Source organism: Alcaligenes faecalis (genome assembly GCF_005311025.1).
Classification (GTDB): Bacteria; Pseudomonadota; Gammaproteobacteria; order Burkholderiales; family Burkholderiaceae_B; genus Alcaligenes; species Alcaligenes phenolicus.
The window spans coordinates 36351-54781 of sequence record NZ_CP031747.1 but is presented as its reverse complement, the minus strand read 5'-3'; the positions used below and the strand labels follow the sequence as shown (position 1 = coordinate 54781).

The following is an 18431-nucleotide window of genomic DNA, read 5'->3' as shown; positions in this document are numbered from 1 at the left end:
GAGCATCTCCGATAACTGCTTTTCCGGACGCCGGCCAATCAGTACGGTGCAGACCCGTCATTTACCAACGCCGGCCCCCAGACGCTGGCCGCTCCCCTCTTCTTCACAATCCTGAGCCCACAAAAAAACGCCCCCTGAAATAAATCCAGGGAGCGTCTTATCCGGCCAGGTCTGCGCACAAGGCGCAGACCTTCTTTCTGCCTAGGACTCCAGCAGCGGTCCGTTCAACGGCGTCAGGACAGGGAACTGCCCGCGAGTGGCCACATGCGCAGGACGGGGTGTCAGCCCCTGCTTGGGATCACCCACGCAGTTTTCCACGCTGTTATAGACCGTAAACACATTGGCTCGTGGCCAAGGCGAGATATTGCTGGCCGAGCCGTGCAAGGTATTGCAGTCAAAAAAGATCACCGAACCGGCCTTGGCAGTAATGGCTTCAATGCCACCCTGATCCACCAGCAAACGCAGGCTGATCGGATCGGGTACGCCATACTCCTGCTTGCGCAAGGACTCCTTGTAATGGTTGTCCGGTGTCTGCCCTGTGCAAGAGATGAACTGGCGGTGCGAACCCGGCACCAGCATCAAGGGGCCATTGCACACATTATTGTCAGTCAACAGCACCGAGCAGCTTAAGGCGCGCATTTGCGGCATGCCATCTTCGATATGCCAGGTCTCGAAGTCCGAATGCCAGTAAAACTCCTTGCCGGTAAAGCCCGGTTTCAGGTTGGCACGGGACTGATGCACATACACCTCCGAGCCCAGAATCTGGCGGGCCACATCCAGTACACGCGGGTCGCGCACCAGGCGGGCAATCAGCTCGCTTAACTCATGCACACGAAAGATCGAGCGCACGGCCTGACTGCCCTTTTCCACCACCGCTTCTTCACGCGACAAGATGCCGGGGTCCGTGCTCATGGCTTCCACATTGCCCAGCAAGGCTTGCACTTCCTGCGCATTGAACAAATCAGGCAGCAGCAAAAAGCCATTGTCCTCGTACTCCCGCAGCTGGGACTTGTTCAAAGGCTGGCTACCTACCGGATCCGGATACACCACCGGCTCCTGGCGGCTGACGATGGCCGCCGTTCGTTCTGTACGGGATGTGTACAGATCGCTCATGGTCACTGTCATCATGCTCTCCTTAGGTCTTCAGTCTTCCACGATGGCTGGGTAAACCCCTTTCTCATCGTGAACTTCCTGACCGGTCAGGGGCGGATTGAACACGCAGATCACTCGCAGCGGCTCTTTGCCACCGCGCAGATAGTGTTCATCGTGCTGGTCCAGGGCATAAACTACGCCTGGGCCCAAATCGTATTTCTTGCCGTCGGCAACGGTTTCGATTTCGCCATCGCCCTCGATGCACCACACCGCTTCCAGGTGATTCTGGTAGTGGATGTGAGTCTCGGTGCCAGGAAAAATAACGGTTTCATGAAAGGAAAAACCCATGCCGTCTTTCTTGAGCAAAACACGGCGGCTGACCCAGGTGTCTGTGCGCACCTCGTCACGGGTTCCAATCACATCCTGTACGTTCTTGACCAACATTAGCGTGCTCCTCCAATTTTCAGAATCTTGGCCTGGCTGCCGCGCTTGGACAGGCACTGGGCGACGCTGCGTTCAATAATGTCCAGGCCTTGAGTCAGCTCTTCATTGCTGATCGTCAGGGCAGGCAGCAGCTTCAGAACTTCGTCGTGGGCGCCCGAGGTTTCAATCACCAGACCTTGCTTGAAAGCCTGTGCAGCAATTTCATTGGCCAGACCGGCACCGGGCGGCGTCACCAGGCCCTGGATCAGGCCGCGACCGCGTACGCTCAAACCACGATCTGGATAGCTGTGCACCAGGTTTTCCAGCCAGTCGCGCACTTGACGCTCCTTACCCTGGATCTCGGCTTCAAAGTCCTCGTTGGCCCAGTAGCTTTCCAGAGCTTGAGCCGCAGTCACGAAAGCCAGGTTATTGCCACGGAAGGTGCCGTTATGGGCGCTGGGTTTCCATACGTCCAGTTCAGGACGCAACAAAACCAGAGACATGGGCAAGCCAAAACCGGACAAGGATTTGGACAAGGTGATGATGTCAGGGCTGATACCGGCCTGCTCGAAGCTGAAGAAACGGCCCGTGCGACCACAACCGACCTGAATGTCATCGACAATCAGCAGCATGTCGTGCTCGCGGCACAGACGTTGCAGTTCACGCAGCCAGCGCTGTGTAGCAACGTTCACGCCCCCTTCACCTTGCACGGTTTCCACGATGACCGCGGCAGGATGGTCCAGACCACTGCTGGGGTCTTCCAGCAAGCGCTCCAGATAAGCCATCGTATTGACGTCCGGTCCCAAGTAGCCGTCATAGGGCATGAACGAGGTATTGCCCAGGGCCACACCCGCTGCACTACGAAACTTGGAGTTCGCCGTCACTGCCAGGGAACCCGTGCTGACGCCGTGGAAACCGTGCGTAAACGAAATCACATTCTGGCGGCCCTTGACCTGGCGTGCCAGTTTTAACGCCGCCTCCACGGCATTGGTGCCGGTAGGCCCCGTAAACTGCAAGCGGTAGTCCCACCCGCGCGGTTTGAGCAGCACTTTGTCCACCGTTTCAAGAAAGTATTTCTTGGCGCTGGTGGCCATGTCCAAACCGTGTACCAAGCCGTCGGTGTTCAGGTATTCAATCAGCTTTTCTTTCAGATGGGGATTGTTATGCCCATAGTTGAGCGTACCGGCTCCACTGAAAAAATCGATGTATTGCTTGCCTGACTCGTCCTCCAAAACCGAGCCTCGGGCTTTGTTGAAAATGACCGGGAAGGACCGGACGTAGCCCCTTACTTCAGACTCCATCCGGTCGAATATTTTTAAATCAGTCATATTTCCTCTCCTGGTTATAGAACGGCGTGTCTTGAGCCGACAAACAACAATCAGCGAACCAGACCGGCTCTACCGTTCATTTGCGTAAAGTCCCCTCTTATCCAGAGTCCAAGGGGCCGATTCGTAATAGAGGTTCTGCCTCGTGAGCCTGTGCGGCAAACAAGGCGGTATCAAAGAATTCCTGTTCCTGCATGGGGGCGCCCCAACGCCGGGCCATGGCCGCAAACAGGCCACGCGAGGCCCGGTTACCGGGGCTGACCGTCGTTTCCAGATAGCGCAGGGAACGGCCACGCAGACGCTGTCGCAGATGCTCCAGCATGGCCTGCCCCAGACGACGCCCACGGGCGCGCTCATGCACGGCCACTTGCCACACAAAGAGCACATCAGGACGGTCGGGGAGAAAGTAGGCAGAGATGAAACCGTCTATTTGTTCCCCACGCTGCGCGACAACGCAGGTCTGGGAAAAGTGCTCGCTGAGCAGCAAATAGAGATATTCAGAATTCAGATCCAGTGGCGGGCTATCGGCAATCAGCTGATGGATTGCGGCCGCATCACGCAACAGGGGCGCACGCAGTATCAGCGCCGGGTCACTGGGGGCAGGGTCGGCGGCAGTCTTGCTGCCTGCCGAGCTGCCCGGACTAGGTCGGTCCGTCAAACCACCAACCCGGATTCGGGGGGTACATCCCCTTCCGGGACCTCAAGAATAGGCGAGGCCGTATCGTCGGCCTCCAGCACAACATCCGGGTCAGCATCGAGCAAGCGCACAATGCGCTCCAGGGACAAGGTCATGGTGGCCTGTTCCAGCTCGGGCAACTCTTTCAAGGCGTCCGACAACTTCTTTTGCAAGGGGGACGGCGTATCGCGTGCCAGGGTCTCCCCTTCTGGTGTCGCACTGACAAATACAATGCGTCGATCTTCACGACCACGCTCGCGCAGCACCAGCTTCTTGTCTTCCAGGCGGTCCAGAATACCAACCACGGTGCTGGGGCTGACGTGCATTTCGCGGCTGATGGCCGTGGCCGTCAACGGGCCTTTTTCAATAATGGTGCGCAGGCAGATCAACTGGGGCGCGGTGATATTGCTGTACGCCGACAGCTGCCTGGAATGCAGGGCAATCGAGCGCGTGATCTGGCGCAAAGCCCGCAAAATTCGTAAATCGTAGTGTTGATCTGTGGTCATTTAATTAGCCAAACAAAATAATTCAGCACGATTAATTCGTGTTGAAATGATATGCCTAGAAAAGATTCAAGTCAAACCGATTTACACTCAAAATCATAGAGAGCATAAACAAGAGGTTCTGACTCAAAGTCCAAAAAAATGTAAGTACCCTAGCTTACGGGGGCGGACCAGCAAGGCGCAGAAAATACCCTGCCTGCTCCCCTTTTCGCCATGAGTGGCTCGAGCCGACACGCCGCTTACAGTAAACTGCCACGAGCCCTTGCCGTGGGGGCCTGTCGGTTTTCACTCAAGACCGGGTGTGCCGCGTCACAGCCCTGCTTGCAAACCGGCACAGCCTGATACAAACCCGGTCCATTAACCCATAAGTCTCTTGGCCAAGTAAAGCCTGCTGCTGTTCTCGCCGTGCCTTGCAGACACTGAAACCCGCATGAAGCAATCTGATAAGGCAACCCTGATTGGTCTGATCGCCATTGTTCTTTGGAGCATGATTGTCGGCCTGATACGCAGCGTCAGCGACTACCTGGGTGCGACTGGCGGCGCCGCACTGATCTACACCCTGGCCTCTGTCTTTCTTCTTTTATCGCTTAGCTGGGTACGCTTGCGCGACTTTCCGCGCCGCTACCTAATCTGGGGCAGCGTTTTGTTCGTCTGCTATGAGCTGTGCCTGGCTCTGTCCATTGGCTACGCCCACAACAGCCAGCAAGCGATTGAAGTGGGAATGGTTAATTATCTGTGGCCCACCTTTACCATCGTGGCCGCTATTTTGTTCAACAAGCAAAGAGCCAACTGGCTGATCGCACCTGGCCTGCTCTTGTCCATGATGGGTATCAGCTGGATTCTGGGCGGTGAGCAAGGTTTGAGTCTGCACGGCATCTGGCTGAATGTGCAGGACAACCCCTTGAGCTACGGCCTGGCCTTTAGTGGCGCACTGATCTGGGCGGGCTACAGCACCATGACTGCACGCATCGGCCAGGGCAAAAATGGCATTACCTTGTTTTTCATGCTGACAGCCGCCGTCTTATGGATGAAATATCTGGGCCAAGGAGCACCTGCAATGACCTTTACCCTTCCAGCACTGATCTACTTGCTGCTGGCGGCCATGGCGATGGGCTTTGGCTATGCGGCCTGGAACGTGGGTATTTTGCACGGCAATGTCACCATACTGGCCGGCGCCTCCTACTTCATTCCAGTATTGTCAGCCGCCCTGTCTACTTTTTTGCTGCAGGCTCCCTTGACGTCAAGCTTCTGGCAAGGCTCGGCCATGGTGTGTTCGGGCGCCTTGTTGTGCTGGCTGGCCATCCGGGTCCGCAAACCCAGGCCAACGAAAAGTGCTACCTGAAAAACCATATTCATTAATCCGGGCACGGCTGTGCCTGATGAGCAAAAATCAAAATTAAATTCTATTTGCTGCACTGCAATAAAAGCAGCATAAAAAAACCGCCCAACCTTGAATTAAGGGGGGCGGTTCTTTTTATCTATTTTGATTAGCCAGCAAATTAAATCAGGCGGTTCCACCTACGGTCAGATTTTCCATCCGCACGGTAGGAATACCGACTCCAACCGGAACGCTTTGACCTTCTTTACCGCAAGTCCCCACTCCTGAATCCAACTGCATGTCATTACCGATCATGCTGATTTGGTTCATGGCATCGGGGCCGCTACCAATCAAAGTGGCACCTTTGACGGGATACATCAGTTTGCCGTTTTCAATCACCCAGGCTTCCGAGGCCGAGAAAACAAACTTACCGCTAGTAATATCGACCTGGCCGCCACCGAAGTCTACGGCATATAAACCCTTTTTAACCGAGGCAATAATTTCCTGAGGGTCTTTATCGCCACCCAACATAAAAGTGTTGGTCATGCGTGGCAAAGGAAGGCTGGCGTAGGACTCGCGTCGACCGTTGCCCGTAATGGCAGCGCCCATCAGACGAGCATTATGAGTGTCTTGCAAATAGCCTTTCAAAATACCGTCTTCAATCAAGACGGTACGTTGTGTGGCATTGCCCTCATCATCCATATTCAAGGAGCCACGGCGGTTTTCCAGGGTGCCATCGTCAATGACGGTCACGCCCTTGGACGCCACGCGCTGGCCAATACGACCCGAGAACAGGCTGCTGCCACGACGGTTAAAGTCCCCTTCCAAACCGTGGCCTACGGCTTCGTGCAGCATGACCCCTGGCCAACCTGGGCCCAGAACCACCGTCATCTGACCGGCAGGTGCGGGTTTGGCTTCCAGATTCGTGATGGCCGAACGCACGGCCTTATCCACGTAGCTGCGCAACATATCGTCGGAGAAGTAGGACAGATCAACCCGTCCACCACCTGCCGCCGAGCCGCGTTCACGGCGGCCATTTTGTTCAACAATGACCGACAAGGACAAATGCACCAAGGGGCGTACATCGGCGGCCAGACGACCATCGCTACCAGCTACCAGCACGACATCGTATTCCGCACCCAGACTGGCCATGACCTGCACCACGCGCGGGTCCGCTGCACGAGCCAAAGCATCCAGTCGCCCCAACAGGGCTACTTTCTCAGGAGCAGGCAGGCTGGCAATAGGGTCTGTGCCCGTATACAAGGTGGGGCGCTGCATGTCGGCTGGCACCAAAATGCCGCTTTTGCCTGAACCGCCCTGGCGGGCAATCGAGCGCACCACGCGGGCCGAAGACAGCAAAGCCTCGGGGCTGAGGGAATCCGAATAGGCAAAGGCGGTTTTCTCGCCACTTAATGCGCGCACACCCACGCCCTGCTCAATGGAAAAGCTGCCGCTTTTGACGATTCCTTCGTCCAGCGCCCAGCCTTCGCTGCGGGTGTACTGAAAATACAGGTCGGCATAGTCAGCCTGATGGGTGAAGATCTCACCGAGCGCGCCGGACAAATGGCTTTCATTCAAGCCCCAGGGCTCAAGCAACAGTCCACGGGCGCATTCCAGGGCATTGATAGCCGGATCAACTAACTTCATCGTTTATTCCTACTGACAGATCCCCGGCAAACCCATGGCTGCAAGGGACGAAAATGGGTACCAAAAGACGTGCTGACATCAACTTGGCTTCCGTCCATCTGAGCATTAAAACAGAATGTGCCCCCGTATGCGATGCCGACGTACTGATCGGGCAGTTTCCTGGCTTTCAGAACCATGAATCAGCCTGTTGAACTAATAGGTTCAAAAATTCCAATTACGACATTTTCTGATACGGAATTAAAACTATTTTAAAATCTTCCTAATTAGAAACCCACCTATATGGTTTTGATATAAACCCATTCAAATTCATGATAACCCCTGATTAGATTAAATAATCAAGAGCCATTGAATTGTCTAATGACCTTAAATAATTACAAAAACCAAACACCTTTTTGATTAAGCGTTTATTTTTTATCCAAACCACTTATCTTTTCAAGAAAATCAAAGTACACTGTTTTCGCATGATAAACACGAGCTTGTACAGGCAGGGTTTATCAGATAACTACAATCATGAAACAGGAATCCCATATGTCAGTCGAAACTTACAGCTCCGCGAAGCAAAAGATAGAAAAAGAGATTCTGCGTCTGCAAAAGCAGATGAAATCCCTTCGAGTCAAACAGCGTCGTCCTGTCATCGCGTCTATCGTCAAGTCCATGCAAGATAACGAGATCACGATTGAAGAAGTCGCTGAAGCGCTGGAAAATTCCGCCCGCCGCGGCGCTGGTGCTGGTTCCAACGGCCCTAAAACCAGCCTGCCTCCAAAATACCGCCACCCCGGCACCCAGGACACCTGGACGGGCCGTGGCCGCCCACCACGCTGGATTATCGATGCTGAAGCCAATGGTCGCAGCCGTGAAGAGTTCCTTATCAAATAAGTTTTGGGAACCAAACAAAAGAAAGGGACCGCTTGAAAAAGCGGTCCCTTTCTTATTGATATAAATCCCCTACATAATGCCGGGGTTCTGGCGACTCAATCCCGAGCTAATGGATATCGGATATCAATCACTTGTCCATTATTACCCGGGAAACCATCAAATATGGCCTGGGACAAAAACGGCATCTGCTGGTCCAGGTTGTCGGAATGGCTATAAGACACGGCGGTGGCGCGATACACTTCTGCGCCCGAGTTTTGATTATCTGTAATGATTACATTTAGATAATTTTTATACACAGTGACAGGAACATTCACTACATTCGGAGAATAAAAGAAACCTCCGCCCCAACCATCATTTGGCGCATAATAGCCGCGCCCGATTCCCCACGCCGATGGACCATAAAAACTATCTGCAAATTGAGGCACCCAGCTTTGTTCTTGTGGATTGCCATAATCCATTTGCACCACAAAACGCGCAGACTTCAGATCCGCTGCTTGCACCAGTCCGGTCACACCAATAGAAGCCCGTACAGAATCTGCAAAAGACTGGTATTGCAGACTACTGCTTTTGTCCGGCGAGGACTTGATGTAATAGGTATCGCCACTGGTCGCCGTGGGCCATTGCTGATAACGCGTCAATTTGGCGGACCAGCTAGGCGCAGCGCAAGCCGTGGTCAAAACCGCCAATACCAGGCTCATCAGGCGTAGGGCGCGCCAGGAAAACCCTTCAGAAAATAACGTCATAGTTTCACCCTTGCTTGTTTTTCGCTTGCACGTTCAAGCCCGATTAATGGCAGCGCCGTAGCGCCGACGAACAATTAGTTTACTGCCTGTTTCCGGCGTCCAGTGTGGGCGTTCAAACAACATTACAATAGACCATCTTTTTCGATTGTCGGACCAGGATCACATGCGCACAGACACCTTACCTACGATCTCCCGCCACGATTACCAGCCCTACCCTTATCAAATAGATAAGGTACGGCTGGAATTTGATTTGGCGGCCGAGCAAACCTTGGTTCGTCTGGCTTTTCGAGCCAGCAGCCGGGACGGCCAGATCCGCCCCCTGGTACTGGACGGCGAAGACATTGAACTGCTTGAAGTCAGCCTCAACGGGGTCGCCCTGACCGCCCAGGATTACCAGCTTGATGAACAGGGCCTGACGCTCGCGCCCCAGACCGCAGAATGTGATCTGGTGCTGGTGAGCCGTTGCCGCCCCCAAGACAACACCATGCTGATGGGCTTGTATGTCTCGGGCCAGAACCTGTTTACCCAATGTGAAGCCCAGGGCTTTCGTCGTATTACCTTCTTCCCGGACCGTCCTGATGTGATGTCCCGTTATGAAGTGGTCCTGCGCGGCGATGCCAAGCTCTACCCTTATCTGCTGTCCAACGGCAATTTGCTGGAAAGCACTACGCTGGACGATGGACGCAGCCAGGCCATTTGGGAAGACCCATTTCCAAAGCCTTCTTATTTATTTGCACTGGTTGCTGGCGACTTTGATGTGCGCGAACGCGAAATCAAAAAAGCCAATGGCCAGCCTGCCCTATTGCAGGTTTATTGCGATCGTGGTGACGGCGATAAAACAGAATGGGCCATGGAATGCCTGGAACATTCGGTACGCTGGGATGAACAACGTTTTGGGCTGGAACTGGATCTGGACCGCTTCATGATTGTGGCCGCTCGCGACTTCAATATGGGCGCGATGGAAAACAAGGGCCTGAACATCTTTAATGCCGCCTACGTGCTGGCCGATGCACAAAGCACTACCGATGCGTCCTTTCACGCCGTGGAAGCAGTTATTGGCCATGAGTACTTCCATAACTGGACCGGCAACCGCGTCACTTGCCGCGACTGGTTCCAGCTATCCCTGAAAGAAGGTCTGACGGTTTTCCGCGATCAGGAGTTTTCGGCCGACATGCTGGCTCAAGGGCTGGACGGCGCTCAAGCCGCCAGCGCCCGCGCCGTCAAACGCATTGATGATGTCAGCGTCCTGCGCGCGGCCCAGTTCCCTGAAGATGCCGGCCCAATGGCTCACCCCATCCGCCCCGAGAGCTATCAGGAAATCAGCAACTTTTACACCGCCACAATTTACGAGAAAGGTGCGGAAGTCATTCGCATGCAGCACACCTTGCTGGGTGAAGAAAACTTCCAGGCTGGTATTCGTGAGTACTTCAAGCGCCATGACGGCCAGGCAGTCACTTGCGACGATTTCGTGGACAGCATGGACAGCGTGTATCGCCAGGTCAAACCCGGCCAAAGCCTGGAACAGTTCCGCCGCTGGTATCAGCAAGCGGGAACGCCACGCGTTCAGGTCAGCCTGCAGCACGACCCTGCCACTCAAACCGCTACGCTGACCCTGCGTCAAAGCAATGCGCCCGCCGGGATCGAAAACAAATCCACACCCAAGCCACCTTTGCACATCCCCTTTGCCTTGGGCATGCTGGATCAGCAAGGCGCACCACTGACCCTGCACCTGGATGGTCAGCAAGGCGATACGCTGGTACTGGATTTCACGCAAGCCGAACAAAGCTGGACCTTCACGCAGATTCCTGAGGCGCCCGTCCTATCCTTGTTGCGCAATTTCTCTGCGCCTGTGCGGGTGGACTACTACCGTCCGGATTCCGAGCTGGCCTTGCTGGCCCGTCACGACGCGGATCCATTTGCACGTTGGGAAGCGGCTCAACTGCTAGCGACCCGTCTGATCTTGTCCTCGGCATCGGGACGCACACCGTCGGCCGCACAATTGGCGACCGTGGTGCAAACCTGGCATGCGCTGGTCCAAGACCCGGCCTTGAGCCCTGCTTACAAGGCGCGCATCCTGTCCCTGCCCAGCGAGCGCGAATTGCTGGAACAAACCAAGCCCATGACCCCGCGCGCCGTGGTTCAGGCCCGTCGTCAGCTGCAACGTGAGCTGGGCCTGGCCCTGACTCCCTACTGGCAGGAACTGTATCAGTACCTGAGCCTGGAGCAAGCCCCGTACAGCCCCGACGCCTTGCAGGCTGGCCAGCGCTCCTTGCGCAATCTGGCCCTGAATTACCTGCTGGTTGCCGGTGTGAATACCGGCCCGCAGTTGGCACGCAATCAATACGATCAGGCCACGAATATGACTGATCGCATGGGTGCCTTGAGCGCTCTGGTGAATTACGGTGACCAAGAGGATCGTCAAGACGGCCTGGATGACTTTTTCCAGCGCTGGCAGGACAATCCTCTGGTGCTGGACCGCTGGTTCAGCTTGCAGGCCACCGCCCCCAGCACGCAAGTTGCCCAGGTGCGCGCCCTGATGCTGCATCCCGCTTTCTCGATGCGCAATCCCAACCGCGCCCGCTCTCTGATTTTCCAGTTCTGCATGAATAATATGCAGGCTGTACACACGCCGGAAGGCTATGCCTTCTGGGCTGAGCAAGTCATTGCCCTGGACAAGCTCAACCCGGAAATCTCTGCCCGTCTGGCCCGTGTGTTTGATAACTGGGCCCGCTTTGAACCCGAAGCCCGCGACCTGCTCAAGGCAGCGCTGGAGCGTATTCAGGCCGAACCTGGCCTGTCGGGCAATGTGGCCGAAATCGTACATAAAGCATTAACTCTTTGACCTCGGAGTCTGTCTTGAAGAAAAACCTTACTCAGTATCTGGTGGAGCAACAGCGCCAGAAGAAAACGGTCACCGCCGACGTGCGCCTGCTGCTGGAAACAGTGGCTCGCGCATGCAAGGCCATTGGCCATGCCGTCAGCAAAGGAGCGCTGGGCGGCGTTCTGGGTTCTCTGGACTCCGAGAATGTCCAGGGCGAAGTTCAGAAAAAGCTGGATGTGCTGTCCAACGAAATTTTGCTGGAAGCCAATGAATGGGGCGGTAACCTGGCGGCCATGGCCTCCGAGGAAATGGATACCCTGCACCGCATTCCCGATTACTACCCCAAGGGCGAAAACCTGCTCTTGTTCGATCCGCTGGATGGCTCGTCCAATATTGACGTGAACGTGTCCATCGGCACGATCTTCTCGGTCCTGAGCGTCCCACCTGAAGCACGTGATCGCGTCATCGAAGAGCAAGACTTCCTGCAACCCGGCGTGCGTCAGGTTGCCGCCGGCTATGCCATTTACGGCCCGCAAACCATGCTGGTCCTGACTGTCGGTGACGGCGTCGCCGCCTTCACTCTGGACAAGGAAATGGGCTCCTGGGTGCTGACCACCGAGCGCATCACCATCCCCGAGGACACCTCCGAGTTCGCCATCAATATGTCCAATATGCGTCACTGGGAAGCCCCGGTAAAACGCTATATCGACGACTGCCTGGCTGGCCCGGACGGCCCACTGGGCAAAAACTACAATATGCGCTGGATCGCCTCCATGGTGGCCGATGTACACCGCATCCTGACCCGTGGCGGTATCTTCATGTACCCGCGCGATGCCCGTGCCTCCGGTCGCAAGGGCAAGCTGCGTTTGATGTACGAAGCCAACCCCATGAGCTTCCTGGTCGAGCAGGCCGGTGGCATGTCGATTGACGGTACACAGCGTATTCTGGACGTGCAACCTACCGAGCTGCACCAGCGCATTGGCGTGATTCTGGGTTCGCGCAATGAAGTCGAGCGCGTGCGTCAGTACCACGAGCAAGGCTGATTCCTGTCCGCTGAATCTCAGCGGCTGCCGCACTGCTAAATAAAAATGGCCTCCGCTAAGGAGGCCATTTTTTATAAGTAGAACTATTGGGGCTGCGTGCTTATCGGGCTTTCAAAATACCTGACATACAAATCGGGACATCAGGAAAAACAAGCAACGCCAGAAGAGTGGATGCCTGACTTACACCTGTTATATCAAGCGCAGCGCTGAGCAAGGGCTAGCTGTTCATCCCCCTTCTTACCCGATAATCCGCCTTAATCCAGCGTCAACACCGTCGAGCCCGTGGTACGACGCCCTGCCAATTCCTCATGGGCCTTGGCAACCTGATCCAGCGGGAAACGCTGACCGATCAGCGGCTTGATCTTGCCTTGCAGCACCAGCTCGAACATTTCGTCAGCGGCATCTTGCATGGTTTCCTGTGTAGGCACATAAGCCCCCAGCACAGGACGGGTCACATACAAGGAACCCTTCGATGCCAGCGTCGCCAGATTCACACCGGTTACCGGGCCGGAGGCATTGCCAAAGCTGACCATCAGGCCACGCGGCTGCAAGCAATCCAGCGAGCGCTCCCAGGTATCCTTGCCCACGCCGTCATATACGACAGGTACTTTCTGGCCATTGGTCAGTTCCAGCACGCGCTGCACCACGTCTTCGTGGGAGTAATCAATCACTTCCCACGCACCGTTCTCTTTCGCCAAAGCGGCTTTCTCGGGACTGGACACCGTACCGATCAATTTCACGCCCAAAGCACGTGCCCATTGGCAGGCGTACAAGCCCACGCCACCCGCAGCGGCATGAAACAGAATCGTCTGGCCTTCATGCACGCGATAGGTCTGGCGCAGCAAATACCAGCACGTCAAACCTTTGAGCATCATGGCCGCCGCCTGCTCAAAAGTGACGCCATCAGGAATGCGTACCACACGATCAGCAGGCACATTACGAGCCTCGGCATACGCACCCAGCGGGCTTTGACCGTAGGCAACACGGTCACCCACTTTCAGATGCGTGACACCCGAACCGACTGCTTCCACAATGCCGGACGCTTCAAAACCCAAACCATGCGGCAAGGGATTGCTGTAGAGGCCATTACGGAAATAGATGTCGATAAAGTTCAAGCCCACTGCTTTTTGGCGTATGGTGACTTCCTTCTCCTGCGGAGCGGGCAGCTCTACCGAAGCCCACTGCAATACCTCCGGACCACCATTACGCTCAATCCGTATCGCCTTAACCGTCTGCGTCATTGTTTTACTCCTTTGATGAGGGGCCCGTAGCAATGTCTTAGAATAATGCCTTGCTCTTATTGCCTGCCCGACCCACTAGCCCTATCACTGGCTGATATAAAACACCAGAATAGCCTAAATTGACTCCTTTTTTCTCGGATCGCTTTCCATGACGCATGGACGTGCTCTGGCTGCCATTCATGTGGCCGCCGTTCTGTTCGGACTGACCGGCATTTTTGGTGAACTCATTCAGGTCGGCGCCATGCTGATCACCGCGGGCCGAGCCAGCTTTGCAGTCCTGGCCTTGTTTATCAGCATTCGCTCTCAAGGGCGCGGTTTGGGTCAGGGCATGAAAACAGCGGACTTTCGCACCCTGCTAATGGCCTCCATCATGCTGGCCATTCACTGGGCCACTTTTTTTGTGGCCGTCAAAGTGGGCGGCGTGGCCATTGCCACCTTGGGCTTTGCCAGCTTCCCGGCCTTTATTACCTTGTGTGAATGGGCCGTACTGCGCGAGCGCGTTACCGTATCGGAGTGGATCATTCTGGCCTTGGTCACCGTGGGCTTGTTGCTGGTGACCCCCTCTTTTGATTTCCAGGATCAATCCACCATTGGCCTGGCCTGGGCCATTGCCTCCGGCTTTACTTTCGCCATGTTCACCCTCATCAACCGACGCGCAGCCAAGCACTTGTCGGCACAGCAAGTGGCCTGGTGGGAAAACCTGTTTGTCGCCCTGATGTGCTGGCCTTTTGCCATACCGCTGCTGGGCGACAGCACGCTGGTGGACTGGGTATGGATTGCACTGCTGGGGGTGTTTTGTACGGCCTTGTCGCACTACCTGCTGGTCTCTGCGCTAACCGTTCTGAATGCTCGCAGTGCCGGGATTGTGATCGCCCTGGAACCTGTCTACGCCATCGCTTTTGCAGCGCTGCTTTTCGCTCAATACCCCAGCAGTCGTGCGCTGCTGGGTGGCGCCATCATGATTGGAGCCATCACTTGGGCAGGCTTGCGCCCACCCAAGTCCAACTGATGGCTTAGGCCATCGCTTCCAACACTTGGGCGATAGCCTCGCCTACTTGTGTTGTGCTGGCCTGACCACCCAAATCAGGGGTACGTGGGCCATTGGCCAGAACCTGCTCAATGGCTTGCACTACTTCGGCGGCTGCCTGGGGGTAACCCAGGAAATCCAGCATCAAGGCACCACTCCAGATCTGACCGACCGGGTTGGCAATGCCCTTGCCATAAATATCCGGAGCCGAGCCGTGCACGGGCTCAAACAAGGAGGGGAATACGCGTTCGGGGTTCAGGTTGGCCGACGGTGCAATGCCGATGGTGCCGGTACATGCCGGGCCCAGATCGGACAAGATATCGCCAAACAGGTTGGAAGCTACAACAACATCAAACCAGTCCGGGTGCTGCACAAAGTGTGCACACAGAATATCGATGTGATACTTGTCCCATTTCACATCCGGGTATTGCTCGCCCATGGCGGCCACGCGGGAATCCCACCAGGGCATGGAAATCGAAATACCGTTGGACTTGGTCGCAGCAGTAACGTGTTTACCGCGTTTTTTAGCCAGTTCAAAAGCGAACTTCAAGACTCGGTCCGTACCCGTGCGGGTAAAGACACTTTCCTGAATCACCACTTCGCGCTGCGTGCCTTCAAACATGATGCCGCCGCTATTGGAGTATTCACCTTCGGTGTTCTCGCGCACGATAAAGAAATCGATATCACCGGGCTCACGACCTGCCAGTGGCGAACGCACACCAGGCATCAAACGCACAGGACGCAAGTTGATGTATTGATCAAATTCACGACGGAACTTGAACAGAGATTCCCACAGCGAAACGTGGTCGGGAACCAGATCAGGCCAGCCCATGGCGCCAAAGAAAATGGCCTCGGTATCCATTAATTGGGCTTTCCAGTCCGAAGGCATCATGGTGCCGTGCTTTTGGTAGTAGTCCGAGCTCCAGTCCAGCACTTTCCAATCAAAATTGATGGCGTGACGGCGAGCGGCCACTTCCAGAATACGCAGCCCTTCAGGCATGACTTCCTTGCCGATCCCGTCTCCCGCGATCACGGCAATACGATGAACTTTACTCATTCCTCTTTCCTTGTGGTTTTACATGGCCTCCACGGCCTTATTCTGAAAAGACGCTGCTCTGTTCACAAAACAGCAATTAGCCTGCCAGCTTCCACGGTGCCGGCAGGCTAGTCCAAATCGGTTCAGGATTAATAGCCCTGACTGTGATTCACCCGACCAGTCGCAGGCTTGCCTTGCTGCAAAAGCTCGATGCGCGAGCCAATTTGCTCCAATGCCAATTCACGAACGGTGATACCCGAAATATGAGGCGTAACCATCACAGAAGGAATACCCCAATACGGATGATCGGCTGGCAACGGCTCCTGGGTAAAGGCATCCAGCAAAGCGCCTGACAGATGACCGCTCTTCAGGGCGTCCAGCACATCGGCATCGACCAAGTGGCCACCGCGAGCGACGTTGATCAAATAGCCACCAGGCTGCAAATTCGACAATACGTCGCGGTTGATCAAACCTTCTGTTTGCGGAGTCAGTGGCAAGGCGTTGACCAGGATACGGCTGGCAGAGACGCACTCTTTCAAGCCCTCTTCACCGGCATAGCAAGGAAAGTCCGCTTCGTGCAGACGACGCGACCAGCCATGTACGGGATAGCCCAGACTGGCGATGACCTTGGCAATCTTGCTGCCAATCGCGCCCAGCCCCAGCACAGCGACTGGCCATTGGCGGCGGTCGATCGGGCGGTAGGCTTTCCACTTTCCTTCACGCGCCTGTTCCTCGTAGGGCTGAAAACGGCCTACCGCACGCAGCACGCCATACAAGGCATATTCGGCCATTTGCTCGGCCATGCCCGCATCTTCCAAGCGGTACAAAGGCATCTCGGCCGGGATGGTCCCTGCGACGGCATCCACGCCCGCCCCCAGATTGAAGGTGGCGCGCAAATGGGGTTCTTGCTTGAACAAGGCCGCATCCGGCTGCCAGACGATGGCGTAGGTCGCCCCGGTGCTGGGCTGACCCGCTACAAACTCATCAACTTTCCAATCGGGATAGGCTTTGCGGAATTCATCCGCCCAACGTGTTGTTTCTGATGGCCTTGTGGTGGCAACAATTAAATGAGGCAGTTGCGTGGGCATTAACGTTTCCCTCCAAATAAAGAACCCAATACCCCACGCAGCACTTTGGTGGCAGCCCGTTTGGTCTCGGTTTTGATCATGCTTTGCACCAAGCCGTCCTTCTTGCCACCACGCGGCCCGGTTGATCCAAACAGAAAGTCATTGACGACACCCATCAGGCCTTCGTCCTTGCCTGCCGCCGCTCCCGGCTGCGTGGCACCCGCGGCACCATTGGCAGCCGCATCAGCCGCTTTTTTGGCCAGCACCTCGTAGGCGGATTCGCGGTCAATTGCCTGGTCGTACTTCAAGCCAAACAAGGACGCCTGTCGTACCGTTTGCCGCTCCGCATCGGTAGCAGGGCCAATGCGGCTACCCGGAGCCACCAGCCAGGCACGCTCGGTAGGCGTGGGAATCCCCTTGGCATCCAGCATGGACACCAGGGCCTCGCCCACGCCCAACTCGGTAATGGCCGCTTCAATATCCAGACCGGGATTGGGGCGCATGGTTTGCGCTGCTGTCTTGACGGCTTTCTGATCACGCGGTGTAAAGGCGCGCAAGGCGTGCTGTACTCGATTACCCAGCTGACCCAGAACGGTATCGGGAATATCCAGCGGGTTTTGTGTCACGAAATAAATACCCACACCTTTGGAGCGGATCAGACGCACAACCTGCTCGACTTTTTCCAGCAAGGCCTTTGGTGCACCTGTAAACAATAAGTGGGCTTCGTCAAAGAAGAAAACCAGACGCGGTTTGTCCAGATCGCCCACTTCCGGCAGGCGCTCGTACAGATCGGCCAGCATCCACAGCAGGAAGACCGCATACAAGCGGGGGGACTGCATCAGCTTGTCGGCTGCCAGCACATTGATCATGCCGCGCCCGGCCGAGTCGGTACGAATCCAGTCCATCACATCCAGCGCTGGCTCACCAAAGAAGCGATCCGCCCCCTGCGTTTCCAGGCGCAGCAAGGCGCGTTGGATTGCCCCCACACTGGCTGCCGCGATATTGCCGTACTGATTGCGCAGCTCGGCAGCACGGTCCGATACGTCCTGCAGCACGGCGCGCAAATCCTTCAGGTCCAGAATCAACTGGCCCTCGTCGTCTGCCAGACGAAAGACGATATTGAGAATCCCTTCCTGGGTATCGTTCAACTCCAGAATCTGGGACAGCAGCAAAGGCCCCATGTCGGAAATCGTGGCCCGGACCGGATGACCCTGCTCGCCAAAAATATCCCAGAAGGTGACCGGGTTCGCCCCCCAGGCTGGCTCGGGCAGGCCCAGCTTTTGCAGACGCTCCTGCAACTTGGGATTGGGTTGGGCGGCCTGTGAAATCCCGCTCAAGTCGCCTTTGGCGTCGGCCAGAAAAACCGGCGTTCCCAGACGGGAAAAGGCTTCGGCCAGTACCTGCAAGGTGACGGTTTTCCCCGTCCCGGTGGCCCCCGTAATACAACCATGCCGATTGGCCAGTGCTGGCAACAGGTAAATGGGAGTATCGCTATTCTGAGCAAGCAAAATTGGATCAGCCATGATTGTTTGTTCTCTTCCGGATAGAATGCCAAGTGCCTAGATTCTAGCGACTTTCGCCCAAGCTCGGGCC

16 protein-coding genes are annotated in these 18431 nt (G+C 55.8%); 5 read left to right on the top strand and 11 right to left on the bottom strand.

Translation table 11 applies throughout. The annotated features are described in order from the left end of the window. Positions 1 to 201 precede the first annotated feature (201 nt). The 5 genes from thpD to D0C27_RS00245 form a co-directional block, all read right to left on the bottom strand. The gene (gene thpD, locus D0C27_RS00265; RefSeq protein WP_035272589.1) at positions 202 to 1125 is read right to left on the bottom strand and encodes an ectoine hydroxylase; all 924 of its coding nucleotides are present in this window, start codon (positions 1123 to 1125) and stop codon (positions 202 to 204) included. 18 nt (positions 1126 to 1143) lie between these two features. Further along, positions 1144 to 1536 carry an ectoine synthase gene (locus D0C27_RS00260; protein ID WP_009456191.1) on the bottom strand — a complete coding sequence of 131 codons (393 nt, stop codon included), beginning with the start codon at positions 1534 to 1536 and terminating at the stop codon, positions 1144 to 1146. Continuing rightward, on the bottom strand, positions 1536 to 2843 hold the full coding sequence (gene ectB, locus D0C27_RS00255; protein ID WP_137430173.1) for a diaminobutyrate--2-oxoglutarate transaminase: 1308 nt from the start codon (positions 2841 to 2843) through the stop codon (positions 1536 to 1538). Before ectB ends, D0C27_RS00260 begins: the two co-directional genes overlap by 1 nt. 97 nt (positions 2844 to 2940) lie before the next feature. Then, positions 2941 to 3498 carry a diaminobutyrate acetyltransferase gene (gene ectA / locus D0C27_RS00250; RefSeq protein WP_035272586.1) on the bottom strand — a complete coding sequence of 186 codons (558 nt, stop codon included), beginning with the start codon at positions 3496 to 3498 and terminating at the stop codon, positions 2941 to 2943. Continuing rightward, positions 3495 to 4022: a MarR family winged helix-turn-helix transcriptional regulator gene (locus tag D0C27_RS00245; protein WP_009456186.1), complete on the bottom strand. Its 528-nt coding sequence runs from the start codon at positions 4020 to 4022 to the stop codon at positions 3495 to 3497. The genes ectA and D0C27_RS00245 overlap by 4 nt, the downstream gene beginning before the upstream one ends. A gap of 427 nt (positions 4023 to 4449) precedes the next feature. On the opposite strand from D0C27_RS00245, the gene yddG reads away from it, so the two are divergent. Beyond that, on the top strand, positions 4450 to 5361 hold the full coding sequence (yddG, locus tag D0C27_RS00240; RefSeq protein ID WP_115633894.1) for an aromatic amino acid DMT transporter YddG: 912 nt from the start codon (positions 4450 to 4452) through the stop codon (positions 5359 to 5361). A 162-nt stretch (positions 5362 to 5523) separates the two neighbouring features. Here yddG and tldD read toward each other — a convergent pair whose 3' ends face one another. Continuing rightward, the gene (gene tldD / locus D0C27_RS00235; protein WP_088450447.1) at positions 5524 to 6984 is read right to left on the bottom strand and encodes a metalloprotease TldD; all 1461 of its coding nucleotides are present in this window, start codon (positions 6982 to 6984) and stop codon (positions 5524 to 5526) included. A 528-nt stretch (positions 6985 to 7512) separates the two neighbouring features. Between tldD and D0C27_RS00230 the strand changes: the two genes are divergently transcribed. Continuing rightward, positions 7513 to 7860 (top strand): H-NS family nucleoid-associated regulatory protein, encoded by a 348-nt coding sequence (locus D0C27_RS00230; protein WP_009456182.1) that lies wholly within the window; start codon positions 7513 to 7515, stop codon positions 7858 to 7860. Between the two features lie 95 nt (positions 7861 to 7955). Here the strand turns inward: D0C27_RS00230 and D0C27_RS00225 are convergent, their stop codons facing one another. Beyond that, entirely contained in the window at positions 7956 to 8603 is a 648-nt protein-coding gene (locus D0C27_RS00225; protein WP_026483038.1) for a DUF4136 domain-containing protein, read from the bottom strand. Between the two features lie 163 nt (positions 8604 to 8766). Here D0C27_RS00225 and pepN point away from each other — a divergent pair, with 163 nt between their 5' ends. Then, entirely contained in the window at positions 8767 to 11445 is a 2679-nt protein-coding gene (gene pepN, locus D0C27_RS00220) for an aminopeptidase N (protein ID WP_137430172.1), read from the top strand. Further along, positions 11442 to 12467, top strand: a complete 1026-nt coding sequence (locus D0C27_RS00215) for a class 1 fructose-bisphosphatase (protein ID WP_009456167.1) — start codon at positions 11442 to 11444, stop codon at positions 12465 to 12467. Before pepN ends, D0C27_RS00215 begins: the two co-directional genes overlap by 4 nt. Positions 12468 to 12721: 254 nt before the next feature. On the opposite strand, the gene D0C27_RS00210 is transcribed toward D0C27_RS00215, so the two are convergent. Next, on the bottom strand, positions 12722 to 13708 hold the full coding sequence (locus D0C27_RS00210) for a quinone oxidoreductase family protein (protein WP_035272583.1): 987 nt from the start codon (positions 13706 to 13708) through the stop codon (positions 12722 to 12724). Positions 13709 to 13856: 148 nt separating this feature from the next. Between D0C27_RS00210 and D0C27_RS00205 the strand changes: the two genes are divergently transcribed. Beyond that, on the top strand, positions 13857 to 14717 hold the full coding sequence (locus tag D0C27_RS00205; protein ID WP_060186912.1) for a DMT family transporter: 861 nt from the start codon (positions 13857 to 13859) through the stop codon (positions 14715 to 14717). Positions 14718 to 14721: 4 nt separating this feature from the next. Here the strand turns inward: D0C27_RS00205 and D0C27_RS00200 are convergent, their stop codons facing one another. From D0C27_RS00200 to D0C27_RS00190, 3 genes are all read right to left on the bottom strand, one after another. Next, on the bottom strand, positions 14722 to 15792 hold the full coding sequence (locus tag D0C27_RS00200; RefSeq protein WP_009456162.1) for a tartrate dehydrogenase: 1071 nt from the start codon (positions 15790 to 15792) through the stop codon (positions 14722 to 14724). 128 nt (positions 15793 to 15920) lie between these two features. After that, complete coding sequence (locus tag D0C27_RS00195; protein ID WP_083053296.1) at positions 15921 to 16859, bottom strand: 2-hydroxyacid dehydrogenase; 939 nt, start codon at positions 16857 to 16859, stop codon at positions 15921 to 15923. Continuing rightward, positions 16859 to 18361 (bottom strand): helicase HerA-like domain-containing protein, encoded by a 1503-nt coding sequence (locus tag D0C27_RS00190; protein ID WP_115633899.1) that lies wholly within the window; start codon positions 18359 to 18361, stop codon positions 16859 to 16861. The genes D0C27_RS00195 and D0C27_RS00190 overlap by 1 nt, the downstream gene beginning before the upstream one ends. Between the last annotated feature and the right edge of the window lie 70 nt (positions 18362 to 18431).

Excerpts from the sequence above, each read along its gene's own strand:
- thpD (WP_035272589.1), bottom strand. The coding sequence starts at position 1,125 with ATGACAGTGACCATGAGCGATCTGTACACATCCCGTACAGAACGAACG.
- D0C27_RS00260 (WP_009456191.1), bottom strand. The coding sequence starts at position 1,536 with ATGTTGGTCAAGAACGTACAGGATGTGATTGGAACCCGTGACGAGGTG.
- ectB (WP_137430173.1), bottom strand. The coding sequence starts at position 2,843 with ATGACTGATTTAAAAATATTCGACCGGATGGAGTCTGAAGTAAGGGGC.
- D0C27_RS00245 (WP_009456186.1), bottom strand. The coding sequence starts at position 4,022 with ATGACCACAGATCAACACTACGATTTACGAATTTTGCGGGCTTTGCGC.
- yddG (WP_115633894.1), top strand. The coding sequence starts at position 4,450 with ATGAAGCAATCTGATAAGGCAACCCTGATTGGTCTGATCGCCATTGTT.
- tldD (WP_088450447.1), bottom strand. The coding sequence starts at position 6,984 with ATGAAGTTAGTTGATCCGGCTATCAATGCCCTGGAATGCGCCCGTGGA.
- D0C27_RS00230 (WP_009456182.1), top strand. The coding sequence starts at position 7,513 with ATGTCAGTCGAAACTTACAGCTCCGCGAAGCAAAAGATAGAAAAAGAG.
- D0C27_RS00225 (WP_026483038.1), bottom strand. The coding sequence starts at position 8,603 with ATGACGTTATTTTCTGAAGGGTTTTCCTGGCGCGCCCTACGCCTGATG.
- pepN (WP_137430172.1), top strand. The coding sequence starts at position 8,767 with ATGCGCACAGACACCTTACCTACGATCTCCCGCCACGATTACCAGCCC.
- D0C27_RS00210 (WP_035272583.1), bottom strand. The coding sequence starts at position 13,708 with ATGACGCAGACGGTTAAGGCGATACGGATTGAGCGTAATGGTGGTCCG.
- D0C27_RS00205 (WP_060186912.1), top strand. The coding sequence starts at position 13,857 with ATGACGCATGGACGTGCTCTGGCTGCCATTCATGTGGCCGCCGTTCTG.
- D0C27_RS00200 (WP_009456162.1), bottom strand. The coding sequence starts at position 15,792 with ATGAGTAAAGTTCATCGTATTGCCGTGATCGCGGGAGACGGGATCGGC.
- D0C27_RS00195 (WP_083053296.1), bottom strand. The coding sequence starts at position 16,859 with ATGCCCACGCAACTGCCTCATTTAATTGTTGCCACCACAAGGCCATCA.
- D0C27_RS00190 (WP_115633899.1), bottom strand. The coding sequence starts at position 18,361 with ATGGCTGATCCAATTTTGCTTGCTCAGAATAGCGATACTCCCATTTAC.